Source organism: Prescottella sp. D32 (assembly GCF_037287305.1).
In the GTDB taxonomy this organism is placed as follows: domain Bacteria; phylum Actinomycetota; class Actinomycetes; order Mycobacteriales; family Mycobacteriaceae; genus Prescottella; species Prescottella equi.
Genome location: NZ_JARBSW010000002.1, coordinates 339,633 through 360,009, shown reverse-complemented (window position 1 = coordinate 360,009; position 20,377 = coordinate 339,633). Strand labels below are relative to the sequence as shown.

Annotated in this window: 21 protein-coding genes and 1 tRNA gene; 12 read left to right on the top strand and 10 right to left on the bottom strand. The window is 69.4% G+C overall.

Going from position 1 to position 20,377, the window contains the following annotated elements:
• Positions 1–47 precede the first annotated feature (47 nt).
• Positions 48–527, top strand: a complete 480-nt coding sequence (locus tag PSS76_RS11240; protein WP_226347406.1) for a nuclear transport factor 2 family protein — start codon at positions 48–50, stop codon at positions 525–527.
• Here PSS76_RS11240 and PSS76_RS11235 read toward each other — a convergent pair.
• Entirely contained in the window at positions 512–1,480 is a 969-nt protein-coding gene (locus PSS76_RS11235) for a helix-turn-helix transcriptional regulator (RefSeq protein ID WP_081183113.1), read from the bottom strand. The genes PSS76_RS11240 and PSS76_RS11235 overlap by 16 nt on opposite strands.
• 109 nt (positions 1,481–1,589) lie before the next feature.
• On the opposite strand from PSS76_RS11235, the gene PSS76_RS11230 reads away from it, so the two are divergent.
• The 8 genes from PSS76_RS11230 to PSS76_RS11195 all read left to right on the top strand — a co-directional run bounded on the left by PSS76_RS11230 (position 1,590) and on the right by PSS76_RS11195 (position 8,917).
• Complete coding sequence (locus PSS76_RS11230; protein ID WP_013415228.1) at positions 1,590–2,549, top strand: ATP-binding cassette domain-containing protein; 960 nt, start codon at positions 1,590–1,592, stop codon at positions 2,547–2,549.
• A 49-nt stretch (positions 2,550–2,598) separates the two neighbouring features.
• Positions 2,599–3,342 carry an ABC transporter permease gene (locus PSS76_RS11225; protein ID WP_013415229.1) on the top strand — a complete coding sequence of 248 codons (744 nt, stop codon included), beginning with the start codon at positions 2,599–2,601 and terminating at the stop codon, positions 3,340–3,342.
• Between the two features lie 62 nt (positions 3,343–3,404).
• Positions 3,405–4,340 (top strand): 4-(cytidine 5'-diphospho)-2-C-methyl-D-erythritol kinase, encoded by a 936-nt coding sequence (locus tag PSS76_RS11220; protein WP_005514745.1) that lies wholly within the window; start codon positions 3,405–3,407, stop codon positions 4,338–4,340.
• Positions 4,340–6,130, top strand: a complete 1,791-nt coding sequence (locus PSS76_RS11215) for an ABC-F family ATP-binding cassette domain-containing protein (protein WP_069856135.1) — start codon at positions 4,340–4,342, stop codon at positions 6,128–6,130. The genes PSS76_RS11220 and PSS76_RS11215 overlap by 1 nt, the downstream gene beginning before the upstream one ends.
• 111 nt (positions 6,131–6,241) lie before the next feature.
• Positions 6,242–6,736: a nuclear transport factor 2 family protein gene (locus PSS76_RS11210; protein WP_005514743.1), complete on the top strand. Its 495-nt coding sequence runs from the start codon at positions 6,242–6,244 to the stop codon at positions 6,734–6,736.
• On the top strand, positions 6,733–7,143 hold the full coding sequence (locus tag PSS76_RS11205; RefSeq protein WP_005514741.1) for a VOC family protein: 411 nt from the start codon (positions 6,733–6,735) through the stop codon (positions 7,141–7,143). Before PSS76_RS11210 ends, PSS76_RS11205 begins: the two co-directional genes overlap by 4 nt.
• A 9-nt stretch (positions 7,144–7,152) precedes the next feature.
• Positions 7,153–7,857 (top strand): pyridoxine/pyridoxamine 5'-phosphate oxidase, encoded by a 705-nt coding sequence (locus tag PSS76_RS11200; RefSeq protein ID WP_081183110.1) that lies wholly within the window; start codon positions 7,153–7,155, stop codon positions 7,855–7,857.
• Positions 7,858–7,879: 22 nt separating this feature from the next.
• The gene (locus tag PSS76_RS11195) at positions 7,880–8,917 is read left to right on the top strand and encodes an enoyl-CoA hydratase/isomerase family protein (protein WP_205316510.1); all 1,038 of its coding nucleotides are present in this window, start codon (positions 7,880–7,882) and stop codon (positions 8,915–8,917) included.
• A 6-nt stretch (positions 8,918–8,923) separates the two neighbouring features.
• Here PSS76_RS11195 and PSS76_RS11190 read toward each other — a convergent pair whose 3' ends face one another.
• The 5 genes from PSS76_RS11190 to PSS76_RS11170 form a co-directional block, all read right to left on the bottom strand.
• Positions 8,924–10,216, bottom strand: coding sequence for a sensor histidine kinase (locus PSS76_RS11190; protein ID WP_337456204.1), 1,293 nt, complete (start codon positions 10,214–10,216; stop codon positions 8,924–8,926).
• Positions 10,213–10,914 carry a response regulator transcription factor gene (locus tag PSS76_RS11185; RefSeq protein WP_005514737.1) on the bottom strand — a complete coding sequence of 234 codons (702 nt, stop codon included), beginning with the start codon at positions 10,912–10,914 and terminating at the stop codon, positions 10,213–10,215. Before PSS76_RS11185 ends, PSS76_RS11190 begins: the two co-directional genes overlap by 4 nt.
• A 22-nt stretch (positions 10,915–10,936) precedes the next feature.
• The gene (locus PSS76_RS11180) at positions 10,937–11,389 is read right to left on the bottom strand and encodes a hypothetical protein (protein WP_337456203.1); all 453 of its coding nucleotides are present in this window, start codon (positions 11,387–11,389) and stop codon (positions 10,937–10,939) included.
• A gap of 116 nt (positions 11,390–11,505) precedes the next feature.
• Positions 11,506–12,333, bottom strand: a complete 828-nt coding sequence (locus PSS76_RS11175; RefSeq protein WP_022594637.1) for an aldo/keto reductase — start codon at positions 12,331–12,333, stop codon at positions 11,506–11,508.
• Positions 12,334–12,376: 43 nt separating this feature from the next.
• Positions 12,377–13,573: an MFS transporter gene (locus tag PSS76_RS11170; protein WP_106851137.1), complete on the bottom strand. Its 1,197-nt coding sequence runs from the start codon at positions 13,571–13,573 to the stop codon at positions 12,377–12,379.
• Positions 13,574–13,718: 145 nt separating this feature from the next.
• Here PSS76_RS11170 and PSS76_RS11165 point away from each other — a divergent pair, with 145 nt between their 5' ends.
• Positions 13,719–14,168, top strand: a complete 450-nt coding sequence (locus PSS76_RS11165) for a MarR family winged helix-turn-helix transcriptional regulator (RefSeq protein WP_005514729.1) — start codon at positions 13,719–13,721, stop codon at positions 14,166–14,168.
• Between the two features lie 11 nt (positions 14,169–14,179).
• On the opposite strand, the gene PSS76_RS11160 is transcribed toward PSS76_RS11165, so the two are convergent.
• From PSS76_RS11160 to PSS76_RS11150, 3 genes are read right to left on the bottom strand one after another with little or no spacing between them, the layout of a single operon-like run.
• Positions 14,180–15,049, bottom strand: coding sequence for an LLM class F420-dependent oxidoreductase (locus PSS76_RS11160; protein WP_013415238.1), 870 nt, complete (start codon positions 15,047–15,049; stop codon positions 14,180–14,182).
• A gap of 28 nt (positions 15,050–15,077) precedes the next feature.
• On the bottom strand, positions 15,078–15,746 hold the full coding sequence (pnuC, locus tag PSS76_RS11155; RefSeq protein ID WP_005514725.1) for a nicotinamide riboside transporter PnuC: 669 nt from the start codon (positions 15,744–15,746) through the stop codon (positions 15,078–15,080).
• The gene (locus tag PSS76_RS11150; protein WP_013415240.1) at positions 15,743–17,419 is read right to left on the bottom strand and encodes a peptide chain release factor 3; all 1,677 of its coding nucleotides are present in this window, start codon (positions 17,417–17,419) and stop codon (positions 15,743–15,745) included. The genes pnuC and PSS76_RS11150 overlap by 4 nt, the downstream gene beginning before the upstream one ends.
• Before the next feature lie 158 nt (positions 17,420–17,577).
• On the opposite strand from PSS76_RS11150, the gene PSS76_RS11145 reads away from it, so the two are divergent.
• Positions 17,578–19,206, top strand: a complete 1,629-nt coding sequence (locus PSS76_RS11145) for a fatty acyl-AMP ligase (protein WP_064079363.1) — start codon at positions 17,578–17,580, stop codon at positions 19,204–19,206.
• Between the two features lie 19 nt (positions 19,207–19,225).
• On the opposite strand, the gene selD is transcribed toward PSS76_RS11145, so the two are convergent.
• On the bottom strand, positions 19,226–20,230 hold the full coding sequence (selD, locus tag PSS76_RS11140; RefSeq protein ID WP_041673983.1) for a selenide, water dikinase SelD: 1,005 nt from the start codon (positions 20,228–20,230) through the stop codon (positions 19,226–19,228).
• A gap of 24 nt (positions 20,231–20,254) precedes the next feature.
• Here selD and PSS76_RS11135 point away from each other — a divergent pair.
• A tRNA-Sec gene (locus tag PSS76_RS11135) sits at positions 20,255–20,350 on the top strand.
• Positions 20,351–20,377: the final 27 nt, after the last annotated feature.

Below are 20,377 nucleotides of genomic sequence, written 5' to 3'. Positions count from 1 at the left end.
TTCGGAAGTAGGGTTCGGCAACCGCTCAGGTGACCGAAGGGACGACGGTGGCTGCCTACGAACTGCGCGCACTCGCGGACCGTGCCGAGATCGGCGACGTGCTGCTCCGCTACTTCCGGGGCGTCGATCGCCGCGACTGGAACCTGGTGCGTGGCTGCTTCTTCGAGGATGCGCACAACGACTACGCGCCGTTCTACCAGGGCGGGCTGGACGACTTCATGCAGTTTCTCGCGGACCCGGGCGGGTTCGGCCTGTTCGATCGCACGTTCCATTTCACGGGGAATCAGCTGATCGAGCTGGACGGTGACACCGCCGACGCCGAAACCTACGCGATGGCGCAGCACACCAGTGCGGCCGACGCGGGCCACGCCACCCGCAACTTCCTGGTCGTGTGGTTGCGCTACCTCGACCGGTTCGAGCGCCGCGACGGCCGGTGGGCCATCGCGGATCGCCGGATCGAGGTCGACTGGATCCGTAACGATGTCGGCGGCGGTTGGATGGACGTGCCCGGTCAGGCGCCGCGGTAACGCTCGGCGACCAGCGCGTGGTGCGCGGCGCGGCGTCGGCACTCGTCACGTAGTTCCGGGGGATCGAGCACCGTGAAGTCGACGTCGAACGCGCTCAGCCAGCGGGCGATCGACGACGGCGATTCGCCCGCCAGGGCAATCACGCACCGACCGTCCGGCGCGTCTTCGAGCGTGCCCCACGCGGCGTCCACCATCGGCGCGATGTCCCCGATCGGAGCGTGCAGCAGCACTCGGGCGCGCACACGCGTCACCGCTCGGCCGATGCCGCGCGCGACGAACTCCGCGGCCCCGCCGGGCGGGAGTGCGCGAGGGGTGAAGCGCGGTCCGGTGGGAATCCTCGGATCCATGCGGTCGACGCGGAACGACCGCCAGTCCTCCCTCGACAGGTCCCACGCCATCAAATACCACCGAGATCCGGAGCGGACCAGGCGATACGGCTCCACCTCTCGGCGGCTCTCGCCGCCGTCGTGCGTCCGGTAGTCGAAGCGGAGACGCTCGTGGCCGTGGCACACCGATGCGATCGCGGACAGCACCGCGGCGTCCACCGCGCTGGGCGCGGGTTCGCGCTGCACGACGTCCACCTGCAGTGCCTCGAGTCGGTGTCGCAGCCGTGACGGCATCACCTGCCGCAACTTGGTGAGTGCGCGTACCGACGACTCGCCGATGCCCACGACCGAGCCCGTCGCGCCGGACTGCAGCCCGAGCGCGACGGCGAGCACCTCGTCGTCGTCGAGCAGCAGCGGCGGCATCTCCACGCCCGCGCCGAGCCGGTACCCGCCCCCCACTCCGACGGTCGCGTCGACGGGGTAGCCGAGGCCGCGCAGCTTGTCGACGTCGCGTCGCACGGTCCGTGGGGTGATGTCCAGGCGCTCGGCCAGTTCCACGCCCGACCAGTCCCGTCGGGTCTGGAGCAGGGAGAGCAGCCGGAGCAGCCGTGCCGAGGTTTCCCGCATGCGTCGAAGTATCCCGGAGATTGCGGACGCCAGGTGTCCGCAATTGCTCCTAGCTTTCGTGGTCGGACGAAACGAATCACGAAAGCGGGAGGCGGAAGCGATGCACGCGATGATCCGGACGGTGGGTCTGACCAAACGATTCACGCAGGGCAAGAACACGGTGCAGGCGGTCGTGGACGTCGATCTCGACGTCGCCGAGGGCGAGCTGGTGGCGCTGCTCGGACCCAACGGTGCGGGCAAGTCGACGACGCTGCGCATGCTGACGACACTGCTGGAGCCCACCGCGGGTCGCGCCGAGGTCGCCGGCTTCGACGTCACCGCGGATCGCGACGAGGTGCGGCGCCGGATCGGCTACGTCGGCCAGGGGAGCGGGGCCGGGCACAATCAGCGCGTCCGGGACGAGCTGGTGACGCAGGGACGCTGTTACGGCATGACGAGGCAGGCGTCGGACGCACGCGCGAACGAACTGCTCGCGGCCCTCGATCTCGACGACCTCGCCACCCGCAAGGTCAGCACGCTCTCCGGTGGACAGCGCCGACGTCTCGACATCGCGCTCGGACTGGTGCACCGGCCGCCGCTGCTGTTCCTCGACGAGCCGACCACCGGAATGGACCCGCAGAGCCGGGCCAACCTGTGGGATCACATCCTGCGCCTGCGGGAGTCGATGGGCACCACGATCGTGCTCACGACGCACTACCTCGAAGAGGCCGACGCGATGGCCGAACGCGTGATCGTCATCGATCGCGGCACGGTGATCGCCGACGACACCGCGTCCGCACTCAAGGCGGATCTCGCGGGCGACCTGTTGACGGTGGGCTTCGACGACGCCGTCGCGGCCGCCGAGGCGGCCCGGCTGGCCGGGGAGCTCGTCACGGTCCGCGACGTCACGGTGGTCGGGACATCGGTGCGGATTCGTACGAGCGAGGGCGACGCGACGCTGCCGGAGCTGCTCCGGAGAAGCGAACTTTCCGGCCTGCGTGTCACGACCGCCGACATCACGCGGCCGACCCTCGACGACGTCTTCCTGGGCCTGACCGGACGCAGCCTGCGAGAAACGGCCGCCGCATGAACGTCTTCCCTTCCACACCTCTCGCCTTCCACACTCCAGGAGACCTCTCATGACCGGAATCGTGCGCGACAGTGGCATCGTGATGGCCCGCGAACTGCGACCCACACTGCGTGACCCGGTGAGCGTCGTGTTCAGCCTCGCTCAGCCGTTGATCCTGCTGGCGCTGTTCGGCCCACTCCTGAAGAACGTCCCGGGCATGGGCGAGGGCGTGTGGAACTGGTTCATCCCCGGTGTGCTGGTGATGATCGCGATCTTCGGGACGTCGATGACGGGCTCGAACCTGCTGATGGAGATGCAGCAGGGCTCGCACGAACGGATGCTGGTGACGCCTCTGCACCGCTCGGCGCTGCTGATCGGCCGGGCGGCGAAGGAAATGGTTCCGCTTGCCGCGCAGGCGGTCCTGATCATCCTGGTGGCGTTGCCACTGGGTCTCGACGTCGATCCACTCGGCGCGGTCGTGGGCATCGCGGTGCTCGGCGTGTTCGGGGTGGGCTTGGGCGCACTGTCGTACGCGCTGGCGCTCGCCGTGCGGGATCAGGACTGGATGTTCTGGGTGGTGCAGCAGACGCTGATGTTCCCGATGCTCATCCTGTCGGGCACGATGCTCCCCCTCGACGACGCCCCGAGCTGGATGCGCGCTCTGGTCGCGATCAATCCGCTCGGGTACGTCGTCGACGCCGAGCGCGCGCTGTTCGCGGGCGATCTCGCGTCCGGGCCGGTGCTGTCGGGCGTGATCGCAGCCGCCACCGTGGCGGCCGTGGGCCTCGGTGTGGGCGTGCGGTCCGTCCGCTAGCCGGAAGTGCCGCCTGAGGTGCGTTTTCGTCACCTCGGGCGCACCGCCTATTGTTGGAACCTGTGCTTTCCGTCGTTCCTCGCCCCGTCACCGTCCGGGCGCCGTCCAAGGTCAACCTGCACCTGTCGGTAGGTGACCTGAGGGAGGACGGCTACCACGAGCTGCGCACCGTCTTCCAGGCGCTGTCCCTCGCGGACGACGTGTCCGTGATCGCGTCGGACGCGCTGTCGGTCCGTGTGCGCGGTGAGGGCGCCGAGTCGGTGCCCACCGACCACACCAACCTCGTCTGGAAGGCCGCCGAGATGCTGGCCGCCGAGGCGGGGATCGCGCCCGACGTGGAGATCTCGATCGTCAAGGGCATCCCGGTGGCGGGCGGAATGGCCGGCGGCAGCGCCGACGCGGCGGCCGCGCTGGTCGCGCTCAACGAACTGTGGCGGCTCGGGCTCGATCGGGACGCCCTTTCCGTGTTCGCCGCCCGCCTCGGCAGTGACGTCCCGTTCTCCCTGCACGGCGGCACCGCCGTCGGCACCGGGCGCGGCGAGAAGCTGCTGCCGGTGCTCTCCCGCGATTCGTTCCACTGGGTGCTCGCCCTCGCCAAGGGTGGACTGTCGACGCCGACGGTGTTCCGTGAACTCGATCGACTTCGCGTGGAGGGTGACCCGCCGCGGGTCGGCGACGTCGACGATCTCATGCACGCGCTCGCGTCCGGTGACGCGGAGGCGCTGGCTCCGCTGCTCGGCAACGACCTGCAGGCGGCGGCGCTGTCGCTGGCCCCCGACCTGCGGCGCACGCTGCGCGCCGGCGTGACGGCCGGTGCGCTCGCGGGCATCGTGTCCGGCTCCGGTCCCACGTGCGCGTTCCTGTGTGCGGATGCCGACGCCGCGGTCGCGGTGGGGGCGGAACTCTCGGGTGCGGGAGTGTGCCGCACCGTGCGTGTCGCGAGCGGGCCGGTGCCCGGCGCACGCGTGATCGACTCCGAGCCGGAAGGCAGCCTCTGATGGCGAATTTGATCAATCTCGAACAGGTTTCGAAGTCCTTCGGCATCAAGCCGCTGCTCGACTCCGTCTCGCTCGGTGTGCAGGAGGGTGAGCGGATCGGTGTCGTCGGCCTCAACGGCGGCGGCAAGACGACGATGCTCGAGGTCCTCGCGGGCCTCGAGGAGCCGGACTCGGGCCGGGTGAGCCGGGTCGGCGGACTGCGCATGGCGGTCGTCACCCAGCGCGGTGTGCTCCCGTCCGGATCGACGGTCGGTGACGTCGTCCTGGGCCCGCTCGGTGTCGCGGACCACGAGTGGGCCGGTGACGCCCGTATCCGTGGCATCCTCGCCGGTATCGGCATCGACAACCTCGGGCTCGACGCGTCGGTCGACGGGCTGTCCGGCGGTGAGCGGCGTCGCGTCGCCCTGGCCGCGGCGCTCGTGCAGGAACTCGATCTGCTGGTGCTCGACGAGCCCACCAACCATCTCGACGTCGAGGGTGTGCAGTGGCTCGCCGAGCATCTGGTGTCGCGGCGCTCCGCGCTCGTGGTCGTCACGCACGACCGTTGGTTCCTCGACACCGTCGCCACCCGCACGTGGGAGGTGGTGGGCGGCAAGGTCGAGAGCTACGAGGGCGGCTACAACGACTGGATCTTCGCCCGCGCCGAACGTGCCCGGCAGGCCGACGCCGCGGAGGAGCGGCGCCAGAATCTCGCGCGCAAGGAACTGGCGTGGCTGCGCCGCGGACCGCAGGCTCGCACCTCCAAGCCGAAGTACCGGGTGGAGGCGGCCGAGGCGCTCATCGCCGATGTGCCCGCCCCGCGTGACAGCATCGCGCTGGCGTCGTTCGCGAAGCGGCGGCTGGGCCGGGTGGTCATCGAACTCGAGGATGCCACGCTCACGACGCCGGACGGCCGCGAACTGGTGCACGACCTCACGTGGCGGCTGGCGCCCGGCGAGCGCGTCGGCCTGGTCGGTGTCAACGGCTCCGGCAAGACGACGCTGCTGCGCACTCTCGCAGGCGAGCTGGAACCGGCCTCGGGCAAGCGGATCCAGGGCCAGACCGTCAAGATCGGCTGGCTCCGACAGGAACTCGACGACCTGCCCACCGACATGCGGGTGCTCGACGCGGTCAAGGACGTCGCGGAGCGGATCACACTGGGGGACAAGGAGATCTCCGCCGGTCAGCTCGCCGAGCGCCTCGGCTTCGCCCCGGCCCGCCAGCGCACGCCGGTCGGCGACCTGTCCGGTGGTGAGCGCCGCCGCCTGCAGCTCACCCGTGTGTTGATGGCCGAGCCCAACGTGCTGCTGCTCGACGAGCCCACCAACGACCTCGACATCGACACCCTGCAGCAGCTCGAGGACCTGCTCGACGGCTGGGCGGGCACGATGGTCGTCATCTCCCACGACCGCTACCTCATCGAGCGGATCTGCGACACCACGTGGGCGCTGTTCGGCGACGGCAAGCTCACCAACCTGCCCGGTGGCATCGAGGAGTACCTGCGCCGACGCGCGATCCTGGCCCAGAAGCCGGAGAACGTAGCGCAGTCGGTGGCGTCGACGGCCGGAGCGGCCGCTCCGAAGGTGGCGCGCGACGGCGCGGCCGACCGCGCCGCCCGCAAGGAACTGTCCCGGCTCGAGCGTGCGGTCGCGAAACTCGACGAGCGCGAGGCGAAGCTGCACGCCCAGCTCGCGGAGGCCGCGACCGATCCGGCCAGGTTGATGACCCTCGACGCCGAGCTCAAGCAGGTGGTGGCCGAGAAGGAAGCGGCCGAGGAGCAGTGGATGGAGCTCGCGTCCGAACTCGACTGAGGCGGGGCGGTATCGCTGCCGGGCAACGATAATCGCACTACACACCTCATTCGGGCGCGCGGGCGGATAGCCTGCAGTTGTCACCGTACGCGCGGGTGGAGGGCGGGCATCGTGGATCTGGAGGCGATAGCCGAGATCAGTCGGCTCAAGTACCGGTACGTGCGCGCTCTCGACACCAAGTCGTGGGCGGACTTCGCGGAGACACTCATGCCGGACGTCACCGCCACGTACGCGGAGCATCTGCGGTTCGACTCGCGCGACGCGTTCGTCTCCTTCCTGCAGGACACGCTCGGCCCGCACGTGATCACCGAACACCACTGCGGGCATCCCGAGATCGACGTCCACGGCGACACCGCGACGGGAATCTGGTACCTGTCCGACACCGTCGTGGTGCCGGGCGATCAGATGGTGATGCACGGCGCCGCCTTCTATCAGGACCGCTACACCAGGGACTCGGCGGGACGGTGGAAGATCGCCGCCACGACGTACGAGCGCACCTACGAATCGGTGTACTCGCTGGTCGACGTGCCCAGTTTCCGTCTCACCTCCAACCGCTGGGCCCTCATCGGGTCGCCGCAGCCGGGGGTGTCCGGGGTGGCGCCGTGACCGCATTCCCGCCCGCCGGTGCCCTGCCCTACCTGACGGTACGCGGGGCGCGGGAGGCGCTCGAGTGGTATCGGAAGGCTTTCGGGGCTGAGGTCGTGGGCGAGCCGATCGTGATGGACGACGGGCGGATCGGACATGCCGAGCTGCGCCTGCCTACCGGGTTGATCTACCTCGCGGAGGAGTTCCCGGAGATGGGGCTGACGGCCCCCGAGTCGGGTGCCACCTCGGTGAGTCTGATGCTCCCGGTCGACGACACCGATGCGGTGCTCGAACGTGCCCACGACGCGGGCGGCACCGTCGAGCGCTGGATCTCCGAGAACTACGGTCGGCGCAACGCGACGCTGATCGACCCCTTCGGGCATCGCTGGATGCTCTCGGGCCCGGCGAAGGGCGACTCCGCTCGATAGGGTCGGTCGGTGGCCGTTCCGTCTCCCGCCGACTTCCCCGACACCCGCAGCTGGATCCGCGCCATTCCGGGCGCGGCGACGTCACCGCCGCCGAGCGGTCTGCCGATGCCCGGCGACCCGAACCTGCCCGCCGACCCGGTCGCGCTGTTCGTGTCGTGGCTGGGGGAGGCGGTCGCTGCGGGCGTCGCGGAGCCGCACGTCGCGACGCTGTCGACGGTCGATCCGGCGGGCGATCCGGACGCCCGGACGCTGTTGCTCAAGGACGTCACCGAGCGGGGATGGTGGTTCTCGAGCGACCGGCGGTCGCCGAAGGCCCGTCAGCTCGGCGCGCATCCCGCCGCGGCACTGACCTTCTACTGGCGCGAACAGGGCCGTCAGGTGCGGGTCTGCGGTCGAGTCGAGCGGGGCGACGCCGACGTGACCGCCCGCGACTTCCGCGAGCGGTCGATCACGGCGCGGGCGGTGGCCGCGGCGAGTCGGCAGAGCGAGATCCTCGCCGACGCCGCAGAGTACGACGCTGCCGTCCGGGCCGCGGAATCCGAGATGGAGGCCGACCGATCGTTCGTTTCGGCAACCTGGCAGGCTTGGTGTCTGGTTCCGGCGACAGTCGAGTTCTGGCACGCAGACCCGGGCCGACGGCACCTGCGTGTCCGCTACCGACGCCTCCGTCCCCCGGAGGGGTCGGGTTGGCGCTCCGACGCGTTGTGGCCGTGAACAGTTCGACAGAAAGGGAGATGTGATGGCCTCGTTCATCCAGACCCAGGTGCACGGAAACGTCGCGGAGATCGTGCTCGATCGACCGAGGGCGCTCAACGCCTTGGACGGCAGCATGATTCGCGACATGTACGCCGCGCTGACCAAGTGGCGCGACGACGACGCGATCACGGCGGTGCTGGTGACCAGCGCGTCGGAACGCGCCTTCTGCGCGGGCGGCGACATCAAGTCCGTCCGCCAGTCCGCCCTCGACCGCGACCACAACGCGGTCCATGCGTTCTTCGCTGCCGAGTACAAGCTCAACGCGCTCATCGCGAACTACCCCAAGCCGTACGTGGCGCTCATCGACGGCCACGCGATGGGCGGCGGTCTCGGCATCTCGGTGCACGGGTCGGTGCGGGTGGTCACGGAGAAGGCCGGCCTGGCGATGCCGGAGACGGCCATCGGCTTCTTCCCCGACATCGGTGCCAGCTACTTCCTGCCGCGGCTCACCGGTGCGACGGGGATGTACCTGGGGCTGACCGGGGCCCGCGCGTCGGCTGCCGATGCCGTCTTCGCCGGCCTGGCGACTCACTTCGTGCCGAGCGACGAGCTCGGGGCGCTCGCCGACGCCATCCGGGCGATGAGCGGCACGGATCTGGACGCGGTGCTGGCGAAGCACACCACCGACGCGCCGGCGTCCCAGCTGAAGGATCAGGCGGGCGAGATCGACCGAGTGTTCGGCTCCGGCACCATCACCGACATGGTGGCGCGCCTGACCGGCGACGACGAGTGGACCAAGCAGACCCGTGAGGCTCTCACCACGCTGGCTCCCAGCAGCCTGTGGATCACCGCGGAGCTGGTGCGCCGGGGTGCGGACCTGACTCTCGAGCAGTGCCTCGACCTCGAGCTGGTGCTCGGCGCCGAGGTGACCCGCAACGCCGACTTCATCGAGGGCGTGCGGGCGGTCCTGGTCGACAAGGATCGCAATCCGTCGTGGAATCCGCCGTCGATCGACGACATCGACGCCGAGGCGATCGAGGCGCTGTTCACCGAGATCACGGCCGAGCCGGCGCAGTAGTCTCCGTCAGTCGGTTCTCGGCAGGTCGAGCCGCAGCCGGGCACCGCCGAGCGGACTGTCGGTCAGTTCGGCGGTGCCGCCGTGCAGTGCGGCCTGTTGGGCGACGAGTGCGAGCCCGAGCCCGGACCCGACGGGGTGGGCGGACGCTCCGCGCGCGAAGCGCTCGAACACCGCCGTCCGCTCGTCTTCCCGGACGCCGACGCCGTTGTCGTCGACGGTGATCGTGATCGCGTGGGCAGTCGCGGCGACGGTGATCTCGATGCGATCGGCGCGGCCGTGCCGGATGGCGTTCGTGACGGCGTTGTCGAGGACGGATCGTAGTCCGGACGGGAGGCCGCGCATCGGGGACGACGATGCCGGTGCCGTCAGCCGGACGTCCACGTCGGGCAGGCGCCGGGACGATTCCTGGACACAGCGGTCCGCCAGTTCCACCAGATCGACGTCCTCGTGATCGGCGGGATCGGAGAGTTCACCCACCGCGAGGCTTTCGAGATCGGTGAGTGTCGACTCGATCTGCCGTTCGGTGGAGCGCAGTTCGCGCAGGATCTCGGCGCGTTGGGTCTCGGTGAGCGGCATCGTCGCGAGCACCTCGAGATCGGTGCGCATCGACGTGAGCGGTGTGCGCAGTTCGTGGGCGGAGACGGCCGCGAAATCGCGCGCCGCTCCCAGTGCGTCCTGAGTTCGACTCTGGGCCTTTCCGATTCGATCGAGCATGTGTCGGATCGCTTCACCGAGTTCCTCCGCCTCGCGCGCCCCGCGGATGTCCGGGAGCGACGCGGGTAGTTCGTCCCCCACGGTGTGGGTGGCTGCCGCGAGTCGCTGCAGCGGGCGCACGGCACGGCCGGCGAGGAGCCATCCGAGGCCGGCGGCCACCGCGATCGCGGCAACGGCCACCCCCGCGACCTGCCACTGCTGTTCCCAGATGGCCCGGCTGAGGGCGTCCTCCGGTACGGACACGGCGATCACCTCGCCGAGAGTGCCGGCGATGGTGACGTCCTTCGCGCGCACCGCGGCACCGTCGATCGTGGTCGTGCGGACTGGTTCGGACACCGCGGGGGTCGAATAGCCGTCGAGTGCGGCGATCTCGGGAGGACCTGCCGGGAAGTCGTTAGGCGCGGAAGTGGCGGGGGCGACGCTCAGCGATACCGAATCGAGGGTGCGGTCGAGCTGCTCGGAGCCGTTGACCCGGAGGAACACCGCGAACGCCACACCGATCGCGGCGATCACGATCGCCGCGGCGAGTGCGGAGACCACGGCGACACGGGCGCGCAGCGACAGCGACGGGCGGCGCACGGTCACGGCTGCTCCCTGAGTACGAAGCCGACTCCCCGCACGGTATGCAGCACTCGCGGCCTGCCACCGGCCTCCAACTTTCTCCGCAGGTACGTCGCGAAGACGTCCACCACGTTGGTGTCCGCGTCGAAGTCGTAGCCCCACACCAGCTCCAGCAGTCGGACCCGGCTGAGCACGATGCCGGCGTTCTCGGCGAGAACCTCGAGCAGATCGAATTCCCGTTTGGTGAGGTCGATTCGCTCGCCTCCCATGTGGACGCGTCGGCCCGGCAGGTCCACCTCCAACGGTCCGACCGTGACCGTCCCGGCCGGCGCCGGTGTCCGCGGCGCCCGGCGGAGCAGCGCGCGCAGCCGGGCGACGAGCTCGCCCAGTTCGAACGGTTTGGTGAGATAGTCGTCGGCGCCGGCCTCGAGCCCCGCGATCCGGTCGCCGACCGTGCTGCGCGCGCTGAGCACACAGATCGGAACGTCGTTCCCCATCGCCCGTAGCGCGGTGACGACGCTCACCCCGTCGAGGACGGGCATGTTCACGTCGAGCACGATCGCGTCCGGGCGGGACTCGGAGACGGCCCGCAGCGCGGAAGCTCCGTCGTCGGCGGTATCGAGTTCGAAACCGGAGAGTCGGAGCCCCCGCGTGAGGGACGACAGGACCTTGGGGTCGTCGTCGACGAGCAGGATACGGGCGCTGTCGGTCACTGCATCCATAGTGCCCGTGCCCTCGGGGTGCTCAGCAGGCCTGCGCTGTGACCGTGGTCGCAGCGACGGAATCGCTTGCCGTCGCTGCGACGTCGGCGGGGAGTTCCACGGGCGCGGCGGCCGTCTCGTCGGCCGCTGTGACGGCGGCGGCCAGCGAGAACGAGACGGTCGACGACTCACCTGTCTCCGAGATCGTCTCCACCTCCTTCGTGACGACCCCACCGTCGCGCAGCGTCTGCAGTTCCGTGTCCGTCAGCGGCGCCACCGTCAGGCCGCAGACCACTTCGTCGGGGGAGGTCGTGGCGGCGGGTACGACGGACGCGGCCGCCGCGCCGACACCGTTCACGGCGGCGACGGCCACGGGGGAACCACCCGGGATGGCGTTCTGCGCCCACGCGACGCCGGGCACTGCGAGGGCTCCGGCGGCCGCGATGCTCGCGGCGGCGACCGCGATGCGGTGGCGGGTGACGACGTTCTTGTTCATGTGCGGCCTCCTGGCTCGGTGTCGGTGCCCCGGTGGCACCGACACCAAGCTATGGGCGCGGATATCGGTCCCCGTTAACGAACTGTTAGGGGTTGGTGAGGGTCGTCGGGTGCGGTCTAGCCGTTGAACTCCGCCGGGTGCGGTCCGGTCCGTCCGTCGCGGTCCAGTGCATCGATTTCCGCCAGCTCGGCGGCCGAGAGTTCGAAGCCGAGGATGTCGAGGTTCTCGCGGATTCGTGACGGCGTCACCGACTTCGGGATGACGATGCGTCCCTGCTGCAGGTGCCAACGGAGGACGACCTGCGCGGGTGTCCGTTCGTGGGTGGCCGCGATCCGTGCGATCGACGCGTCGTCGAGGACCGCGCCCTGCGCCAACGGGCTCCAGGCTTCGGTGGCGATGCCGTGGGCATCGGCGAACTCGACGACGTCGCGCTGCTGCAGTGCCGGGTGCAGCTCGATCTGGTTGACGGCGGGGACGATCGAGCCGGAATCGAGTACCCGACGCAGGTGCTCGGGCAGGAAGTTCGAGACGCCGATCGCCCGGACGCGTCCATCGGAGTACAGCTTTTCGAGGGCACGCCAGGAGTCGAGGTATCGATCCTGGGCGGGGGCCGGCCAGTGGATCAGGTACAGGTCGAGGTAGTCGAGGCCGAGACGGTCCAGGCTCGCGTCGAAGCCCGCGAGAGTGGCGTCGTAGCCCTGGTCGGTGTTCCACAACTTGGACGTCACGAACAACTCGTCGCGCGCGATCCCGGAGGCGGCCAGAGCTTTTCCGGTGCCGGACTCGTTTCCGTAGACGGCCGCGGTGTCGATCGAGCGATACCCGGCGTCGAGTGCAGCGGTCACCGCCGCCGTCGTCTCGTCGTCGGGAACCTGGAAGACTCCGAAGCCGATCTGCGGCATCGTGACGCCGTTGTTCAGGGTGATGCTGGGAACGGTGGACATGATTCTCCTTGGGTGTGGGTGAAGGTCGGTCGGTTGGGGACGGTCAGACACCGGCGAGGTCGCCGGTGCGGGGTGCGAGTTCGACTCCATTGCGGGAGTTCGCCTTTCGGGCCGCGAGTGCCATGACAGCGACGGCGGCCAGGGTGATGGCGGCTCCGGCCCAGATCGGTGAGGTGTAACCGAGACCCGCCGAGATGGTGACGCCACCGATCCAGGCACCGAACGCGTTGCCCGCGTTGAAGGCGCCGATGTTGGCGCCGGACGCGAGAGTGGGAGCCTCGCTGGCGTACTTCATGACGCGCATCTGCAGGCCGGGTACGGTCGCGAACCCGAAGATGCCCATCAGCAGCAGGGACACGACCGCCATCACGGCACTCGCGGCGGTCAGCGCGAAGACGGCGAGGACGACGGTCAACACGGACAGCGCCGCCAGAAGGGTGGCGTCGACGTTGCGGTCGGCGGCCTTGCCGCCCAGCGTGTTTCCGATGAACAGACCCACACCGAACACCATGAGCAGCCACGGCACCGTCGCGCTGTCGAAGCCGCTGACCGACGTGAGGGTGAACGCGATGTACGTGAAGGCGCCGAACATCCCGCCGTAGCCGAGGACCGTGATGGCGATCGAGGCCCACACCTGGCCGGAGCGGAAGGCTCGCAGTTCGCCGCGTAGCCCGGTGGTTCCTGCGGTGCCGCGCTCGGTGACGGGGACCAGTGCGAGGATGCCGACAAGGGCGACGACGCCGATCGCGCTGATCGCCCAGAACGTCGAGCGCCAGCCCGCGGCCTGCCCCAACAGTGTTCCGAAGGGGACACCGAGCACGTTCGCTGCCGTGAGGCCGGTGAACATGACGGCAATCGCGCCCGCCTTCTTGTGGGGCGCAACCATGTCGGCGGCCACGACGGCGCCGATACCGAAGAAGGCTCCGTGGCAGAGCGCCGCGACGACACGTCCCAGCAGCATGGTGGGGAAGTCCGGGGCGAGCGCCGAGAGCGTGTTCCCGACGACGAAGAGGACCATCAATCCGGCGAGGACAGGTTTGCGGGGGAGTCGGGTGACGGCAGCGGTCAGGACCAGTGCGCCGACCACGACGCTGAGTGCGTAGCCGGAGATGAGCCAGCCCGCAGTGGCCTCGCTGACTGCGAAGTCGGTGGAGACCTCGGGCAGGAGGCCCATGATGACGAACTCGGTCAATCCGATGCCGAACCCGCCGAGAGCGAGGGCTATGAGGCCTATGGGCATGTGGGGTGCTCCTTGAAAGCGCGGTGAGAGCAGATAGGGCGCGTAAGCTGTTAGTTGCAGGCGCTGGATAAATAGTTGCACGCGTAGATATCCCGCGCAAGCAACTATTTGAAGATGTAAGGCTCGTCACCAGGAAAGGGGCATCGTGGGCATCAGGGACGATGCGGTCGAGATCAGGTCGCAGGGGTGGCGCACTCTCGCCGCGCTGCACGGGCTGATCGAGTCCGAACTCGAGCGATCACTGCAGGCAGAGGCCGAGCTCTCGGTCGTGGAATACACGGTGATGGATGCCCTGAGCAGGCAGGACGGCTGGCACATGCGCATGCAGCAACTGGCCCGTGCGGCGGCGCTCAGCGCGAGTGCCACGACCCGTCTGGTGAATCGGCTCGAGGACCGGGGCCTGCTCACCCGGATCCTGTGCGCGGACGACCGGCGTGGGATCTACACCGAGCTCACCCCGGCTGGGCGTGAACTACTCGAGGAGGCGCGGCCTGTCCACGACGCGACGCTCGAGCGCGCGCTCGCCGAGGCGCGAGGGGTGCCCGAACTGGCACCCCTCGTCGACGCGCTGCCGCTGCTGCACGCCGCGCCGTAGGAGGGCGGCGGTTACCCGCCGATGTTCAGCGCCGAGGCCAGCTCTCGCAGCGCCGGCAGCGGGTCGCCCGCCATCGGCAGCACCTGGATCGCGACGTGGTCGGCTCCGGCGTCGAGGTGCGCGGTGAGCCGCGGGGCGATCGCGGCCGCGTCTCCGTGCGCGACGAGTGCGTCGATCACGCGGTCACTGCCTCCGTTGTCGAGCTCCTCGGTCGGGAAACCGAGGCGTTCGAGGTTGCGGCGGTAGTTCCGTAGATGCAGGTACGGGTTCTCGACGGCCTCCCGGCCGGTGGCGCGGGCGGCGCCGGAGTCGGTGCTCAGCACCACCTTCTGCTCGGGAGCGAGCAGTGCGTCCGGGCCGATGATCTCCCGCGCCTGCCGGGTGTGCTCGGGCGTCGTCAGATACGGGTGTGCGCCGGCCGTGCGATCGGCCGCGAGCTGCAACACCTTCGGGCCGAGCGCGGCCAGGACGCGCCGGTGCTTCGGGACACCGGCGTCGTCGAGGACGTCGAGGTACCGAACGAGGGCGTCGTACGGCTTCTCGGCGCCCATACCGGGCACCTCGGGGTGGCCGACGCCGATGCCGAGGACGAAGCGTCCGGGATGGCGGGACTCGATGCGTTGGTAGGACTTCGCGATCTCGTCGGCCGGTGCCGAGAAGATGTTGACGATGCCGGTGGCGACGGTGATCGTCTCGGTGCCGGCGATCAGGTCCTCGACCACCTGCAGGTCGGCGGGGGGAGACCCGCCGGCCCAGATCGCGCCGTAGCCGAGGCGTTCGATCTCGGCGCCCACCTCGGGCTGCAGCCCGAAGGCGTGTCGCCAGACGCCGAACTTTCCGTACGAAGGGGTATCTGCCGTGTCGTGTGTGACCGCTGCCATACCGGTTCCAACCGGACCGGTCGGTGGATCATTCCGCGGTGATCGCCGTCGACTGCGGCGCGGACTGCCGCTGGATTCGCAACCACACCGCGAAACCCCACAGCACGAAGGCCGCGTACACGAGGTACAGCAGGGCCGACGGGTAGTAGCCGCCGCTGAAGAGCAGCGGAACGCCCACGGCGTCGACCCCGATCCAGATCAACCAGAACTCGGTCCACCCGCGCGCCATGCCGTAGGTGGCGAGGATCGAACCGGTGAAGATCCAGGCATCGGGCCACGGTCCCCACGAGCCGAGCATCTCGAACACCTTCGCGAACGCGACGGTGCCGATCGCCATCGTCGCGATCATCCCCACTCGTGCGCGGGTGGACGCCCAGTGCGGGAGCACCGCCTTGCCGGAGTCGTGCCGCGACTGGAGCCAGCGCGTCCAGCCGTATGCACTCACGGTGATGAACAGCAGCTGGCGGCCGGCCTGGCCGTACAGGTCGAGGTTCTGCGGCGTGTGGAACAGCGCGCCCATGAACACCGTGAACAGCAGCGCGTTGCCGATGATGCCCACCGGCCACGCCCACACGACGCGCTTCATCCCGCCGATCGCCGACGCGATACCGAACGCGTTCCCGACGATCTCGCGCCACAGGATCGTGGCGCCGCCGACGTGGAGTTCGGCGTCGAAGAGCGTCTGGAGGAAACTCACTGATCGCCTGCGGCGACCAACGGCTCGAGTGTCAGCTCCGGCATCTCCTTCTGGATGTACTGCAGCCGCCACTTGTCGCTGAACAGAGCCAACAGCACCCCGTCGTTGCGGGTGAACACCTCGACGCCGCGCTGACGGCCGAGTTCGACGGCGGACTCGGCGTCGGTGCGCCGGGCGAGGGCGTAGCCGAGCGGCTCCATCCGGGCCTCGACGTTGAACTCGGCCTTCATGCGGGCCGCGACCACCTCGAACTGCATGGGACCGACGGCCGCCATGACCGGGGACGCGTCACCGCGGATGTCGTTGCGGAGGATCTGCACGACACCCTCGGATTCGAGCTGGTCGACGGCTCGACGGAACTGCTTGTACTTGCTCGCACTCTCCGCGCGCAGCACCGAGAAGTGCTCGGGCGCGAACGACGGAATCGGCGGGAACTCCACCTTCTTCTCGGAGAACAGCGTGTGGCCCGGGGCCAGCGCATTGGCATTGACCAGGCCGACGATGTCGCCGGGGTACGCGTTCTCGACCGTGTTGCGGTCACGGCCGAACACCGTCAGCGCGTACTTGGTGGCGAACGGCTTGCCGGTTTGCGCGTGCGTGACGACCATGCCGCGCTCGAACACGCCGGAGACTACGCGCATGAACGCCAGGCGGTCGCGGTGCGCGGTGTCCATGCCCGCCTGCACCTTGAACACGACGGCGCTGAACGGGTCGGTGACCTCGCGCGGCTCGTCGGCGACATCCTTGCGGGCTCCCGGTGCGGGGGCGAGCGCCACGAGCGTGTCGAGGATCTGACGGACACCGAAGTTGAGCATCGCGGACGCGAAGATCACCGGTGACGTCTGCCCGGCCAGAAACAGTTCCTGGTCGTGATCCTGGCCGCTGGCCGAGAGCAGTTCGCTCTCCTCCGCGGCGGTCACCCATTCGTCGCCCTCACGCTCGAGGGCGGCGTCGGCGTCCATGACCTCTTCGGGCGCGATCTTCGCGCCACCCGCGGTGCGGGTGAAACGGATGTACTCGCTCGGGGCCCCGTCCTCCCCGCGGCGCAGCAGTCCACGGAAATCGCCGGCGATGCCGACCGGCCAGTACAGCGGGGTGGGGGTGAGGCCGATGCGCTCGTCGATCTCGTCGAGCAACTCCAGCGGGGTGCGACCCGGTCGGTCCCACTTGTTGATGACGGTGATGACGGGGATACCGCGGTGGCGACACACCTGGAACAGCTTCAGGGTCTGCGGCTCGAGGCCTTTCGCGGCATCGATCAGCATCACGGCGGCGTCGACCGCGGTGAGGACGCGGTAGGTGTCCTCCGAGAAGTCGGAGTGACCGGGGGTGTCGACCAGATTGACGACGTTGATCTGGTCGTCGGGAGTCTCGTCCGAGTGGTAGTTGAACTGGAGGGCCGTCGACGACACCGAGATGCCGCGGGCCTTCTCCATCTCCATCCAGTCGGAGACCGTGGACTTGCGGCCGGCCTTGCCGTGCACCGCGCCCGCCTCCGAGATCATCTTCGCGTGCAGCGCGAGGGCCTCGGTCAACGTCGACTTGCCGGCGTCTGGGTGGGAGATGACGGCGAACGTCCGTCGCCGGGCCGCCTCACCGGCGAGGTTCTTGGGAGCGGTGGTCGACGCCTTCTCGGCGGTCGTGATCTCGGCCGAGTCGGGCGCGCTGGTCAACGGTGAACCTCTCAGAAGGGAATCGGGGCCGCTACCAGCGTACTCGGGGCGTTCGCCGGAGTAACAGGTCGGCACCGCTTCCGGATATACGTGTCGGAGATCGGCCGCGCAGTCGTAGTGTCCGCACAGGTATCGGCAGGAGCCTGCAGGAGCCTTCGATGAGCAAGTTCACCGACGAGATGTATGCCACCGCCGCGACCAGTGCGCAGGTGTTGATCACGGGTGAGCCCGATGCGCCGCTCCGCCAGTCGTGGGGCGAGGTCCACACGATCGCCCGTCGTATGGCCGGTGCCCTCGCGGATGCGGGTATCGGGTCCGGCGACGCGATCGGTGTCCTCGCCGGCATGCCTGTCGACATCGCGCCCGCGTGCCAGGCGATCTGGATGCGCGGCGGGTCGGTGACGATGCTGCACCAGCCCACCCCGCGTACCGATCTGCAGGTGTGGGCGCAGGACACCGAGGCGATCATCCGGATGATCTCCGCTGCTGCGGTGGTGGTGGGGGCGCCGTTCGAGGCGGCCGTGCCACTGCTCGTCGAGCGCGGCATCGAGGTGGTGACGATCGAGTCGATGCGCGACGGCCACGACATCGACCCCGTCGAGACCGCGGAGTCCGACATCGCGTTGCAGCAGTTGACCTCCGGCTCCACCGGATCGCCCAAGGCCGTGCAACTCACGCACGCGAATTTCTACGCCAACGCGTACGCGATGATCGACCGGGTCGAGTTCAGTCCCGAACGCGATGTGATGATCAGCTGGCTGCCGCTGTTCCACGACATGGGAATGATCGGGTTCCTCACCGTCCCGATGCAGATCGGTGCCACCACCGTCCACATCACGCCGCTCGATTTCCTCCGGACGCCGCTGCTGTGGGCCGAGCTGATAGGCAAATACCGCGGAACCGTCACCGCAGCACCGAACTTCGCGTACTCGCTGCTTGCCCGACGTCTCGCGCAGGCGCCGGCGGGCGAGTACGACCTGTCGTCGATGCGAGTCCTGCTCAACGGAGCCGAGCCGGTCGATCCCGACACCATGATCGCGCTCGCCGACGCCGGTGCCCGGTTCGGGCTGGACCCGCTCGCGCTCGCTCCGACCTACGGAATGGCCGAAGTGACCCTTGCGGTTTCGGTGCCGCAACCCGGCCGAGGGCTCGTCCTCGACCGCGTCGATCCCGATCTGCTGGAGGCCGGCGGACTCGCCGTCCGTTCCACCCGCGCCAATGCGCGCGCGATGGCGACGCTCGGTCCGCTCGTACCGGGACTCGAGGGACGCGTCGTCGCCCGGGACGGGCTGGAACTGCCCAAGCGCGCGGTCGGAGTGATCGAGCTGCGTGGAAAGTCGGTCACCCCTGGATATCTCACCGTCGACGGCCCCGTCGCGACGCAGGACGCGGACGGGTGGATCAACACCGGCGACATCGGCTACTTCACCGAGGACGACCTCGTCGTGGTGTGCGGCCGCGTCAAGGACGTCATCATCATGGGCGGCCGCAACATCTATCCCACCGACATCGAACGGGCCGCCGGATCGGTGTCCGGTGTGCGCCCCGGCAACGCCGCCGCGATCCGACTCGACGCCGGCGACAAGCGGGAAAGCTTCGCGGTTGCCGTGGAAACGAACGCAATCGACGACGCCGACGAGGTCAGACGCATCGAGCGCGAGGTGGCGCACGCCGTCGTCGCGGAGGTGGGGGTGCGCCCACGCACTGTCGCCGTCCTGGGTCCCGGATCGCTGCCCAAGACCTCGTCCGGCAAGCTGCGGCGGTCGAGTTCCATCGGGCTGCTGTGACGCCAGGCCCCGTCGGACGTCACCGCACCATCAGCACCGCATCCCCGGCGGGAACGAGTTCGCCGATCACCGGCGCCCCGGGGATCTCGCCGGCGACGAGCAGACCGCCCGACGTCTGGGCGTCGGCGAGCAGCAGCAGCTCGTCCTCGCTCACGGACGCGTCCAGGTGCGGGCGGACCCAGTCGAGGTTGCGGCGGGTGCCGCCGCTGACGAAGCCGGCGGCGAGCGCGTCGCGGGCGCCGTCCAGGTACTCGACCGCGGCGGCATCGACGACGGCGGACACCCCGCTGGCGCGGGCCAGCTTGAACAGGTGCCCCAGCAGGCCGAAGCCGGTCACGTCCGTCGCGCACGTGATCCCGGCCCCGACGGCGTCGCGGGAGGCTCGGTCGTTGAGCGTAGTCATCGCCGAGATCGCCTGCGGGAACACCTCTCCGGTGTTCTTGTGGCGGCTGTTGAGGACACCGATGCCCAGCGGCTTGGTCAGCGACAGCGGGATGCCGGCGCGTCCGGCGTCGTTGCGCATCAGGCGAGCCGGGTCGGCGGTTCCGGTCACCGCCATGCCGTACTTCGGTTCGGGGTCGTCGACGCTGTGCCCACCGGCCACGTGGCAGCCCGCGGCGGCAGCGACGTCCCGGCCGCCGCGCAGCACCTCCGCGGCCACCTCGTAGGGCAGCCGGTCGATCGGCCACCCCAGCAGGTTGATCGCCACCACCGGAGTGCCGCCCATCGCGTATACGTCGGACAGGGCGTTGGCCGCGGCGATGCGCCCCCAGTCGTACGGGTCGTCGACGACGGGCGTGAAGAAGTCCGCCGTGCTGATCACCGCCAGGTCGCCGCGCACCTGCACGACGGCCGCGTCGTCACCGTTGTCGAGTCCCACGATCAGCGGGGCCGCGGGTTCGGCGACAGGCGCCGCGACCAGACCGGCCACCACCGACTCGAGCGCTCCCGGCGGGATCTTGCAGGCACATCCGCCGCCGTGCGCATATGAGGTCAGTCTGTCGGTGTGTTGTGCGGAACCCATGGAGGCAGCCTAAGGTCTTTCAGCGGAGGCGTATGGGCACCTGGTGGTCTCCGCGGTCTTCAAAACCGACGTGGCCGAGTATCTCGGTCAGGCGGGTTCGATTCCCGTCCGCCTCCGCCAAAGCCATGAGAAGTGAGGTACCGCGAT

Coding starts and splice junctions, on each gene's coding strand:
- PSS76_RS11235 (WP_081183113.1), bottom strand. CDS start 1,480: ATGCGGGAAACCTCGGCACGGCTGCTCCGGCTGCTCTCCCTGCTCCAG.
- PSS76_RS11230 (WP_013415228.1), top strand. CDS start 1,590: ATGATCCGGACGGTGGGTCTGACCAAACGATTCACGCAGGGCAAGAAC.
- PSS76_RS11225 (WP_013415229.1), top strand. CDS start 2,599: ATGACCGGAATCGTGCGCGACAGTGGCATCGTGATGGCCCGCGAACTG.
- PSS76_RS11215 (WP_069856135.1), top strand. CDS start 4,340: ATGGCGAATTTGATCAATCTCGAACAGGTTTCGAAGTCCTTCGGCATC.
- PSS76_RS11185 (WP_005514737.1), bottom strand. CDS start 10,914: ATGGATGCAGTGACCGACAGCGCCCGTATCCTGCTCGTCGACGACGAC.
- PSS76_RS11180 (WP_337456203.1), bottom strand. CDS start 11,389: ATGAACAAGAACGTCGTCACCCGCCACCGCATCGCGGTCGCCGCCGCG.
- PSS76_RS11175 (WP_022594637.1), bottom strand. CDS start 12,333: ATGTCCACCGTTCCCAGCATCACCCTGAACAACGGCGTCACGATGCCG.
- PSS76_RS11170 (WP_106851137.1), bottom strand. CDS start 13,573: ATGCCCATAGGCCTCATAGCCCTCGCTCTCGGCGGGTTCGGCATCGGA.
- PSS76_RS11160 (WP_013415238.1), bottom strand. CDS start 15,049: ATGGCAGCGGTCACACACGACACGGCAGATACCCCTTCGTACGGAAAG.
- PSS76_RS11145 (WP_064079363.1), top strand. CDS start 17,578: ATGAGCAAGTTCACCGACGAGATGTATGCCACCGCCGCGACCAGTGCG.
- selD (WP_041673983.1), bottom strand. CDS start 20,230: ATGGGTTCCGCACAACACACCGACAGACTGACCTCATATGCGCACGGC.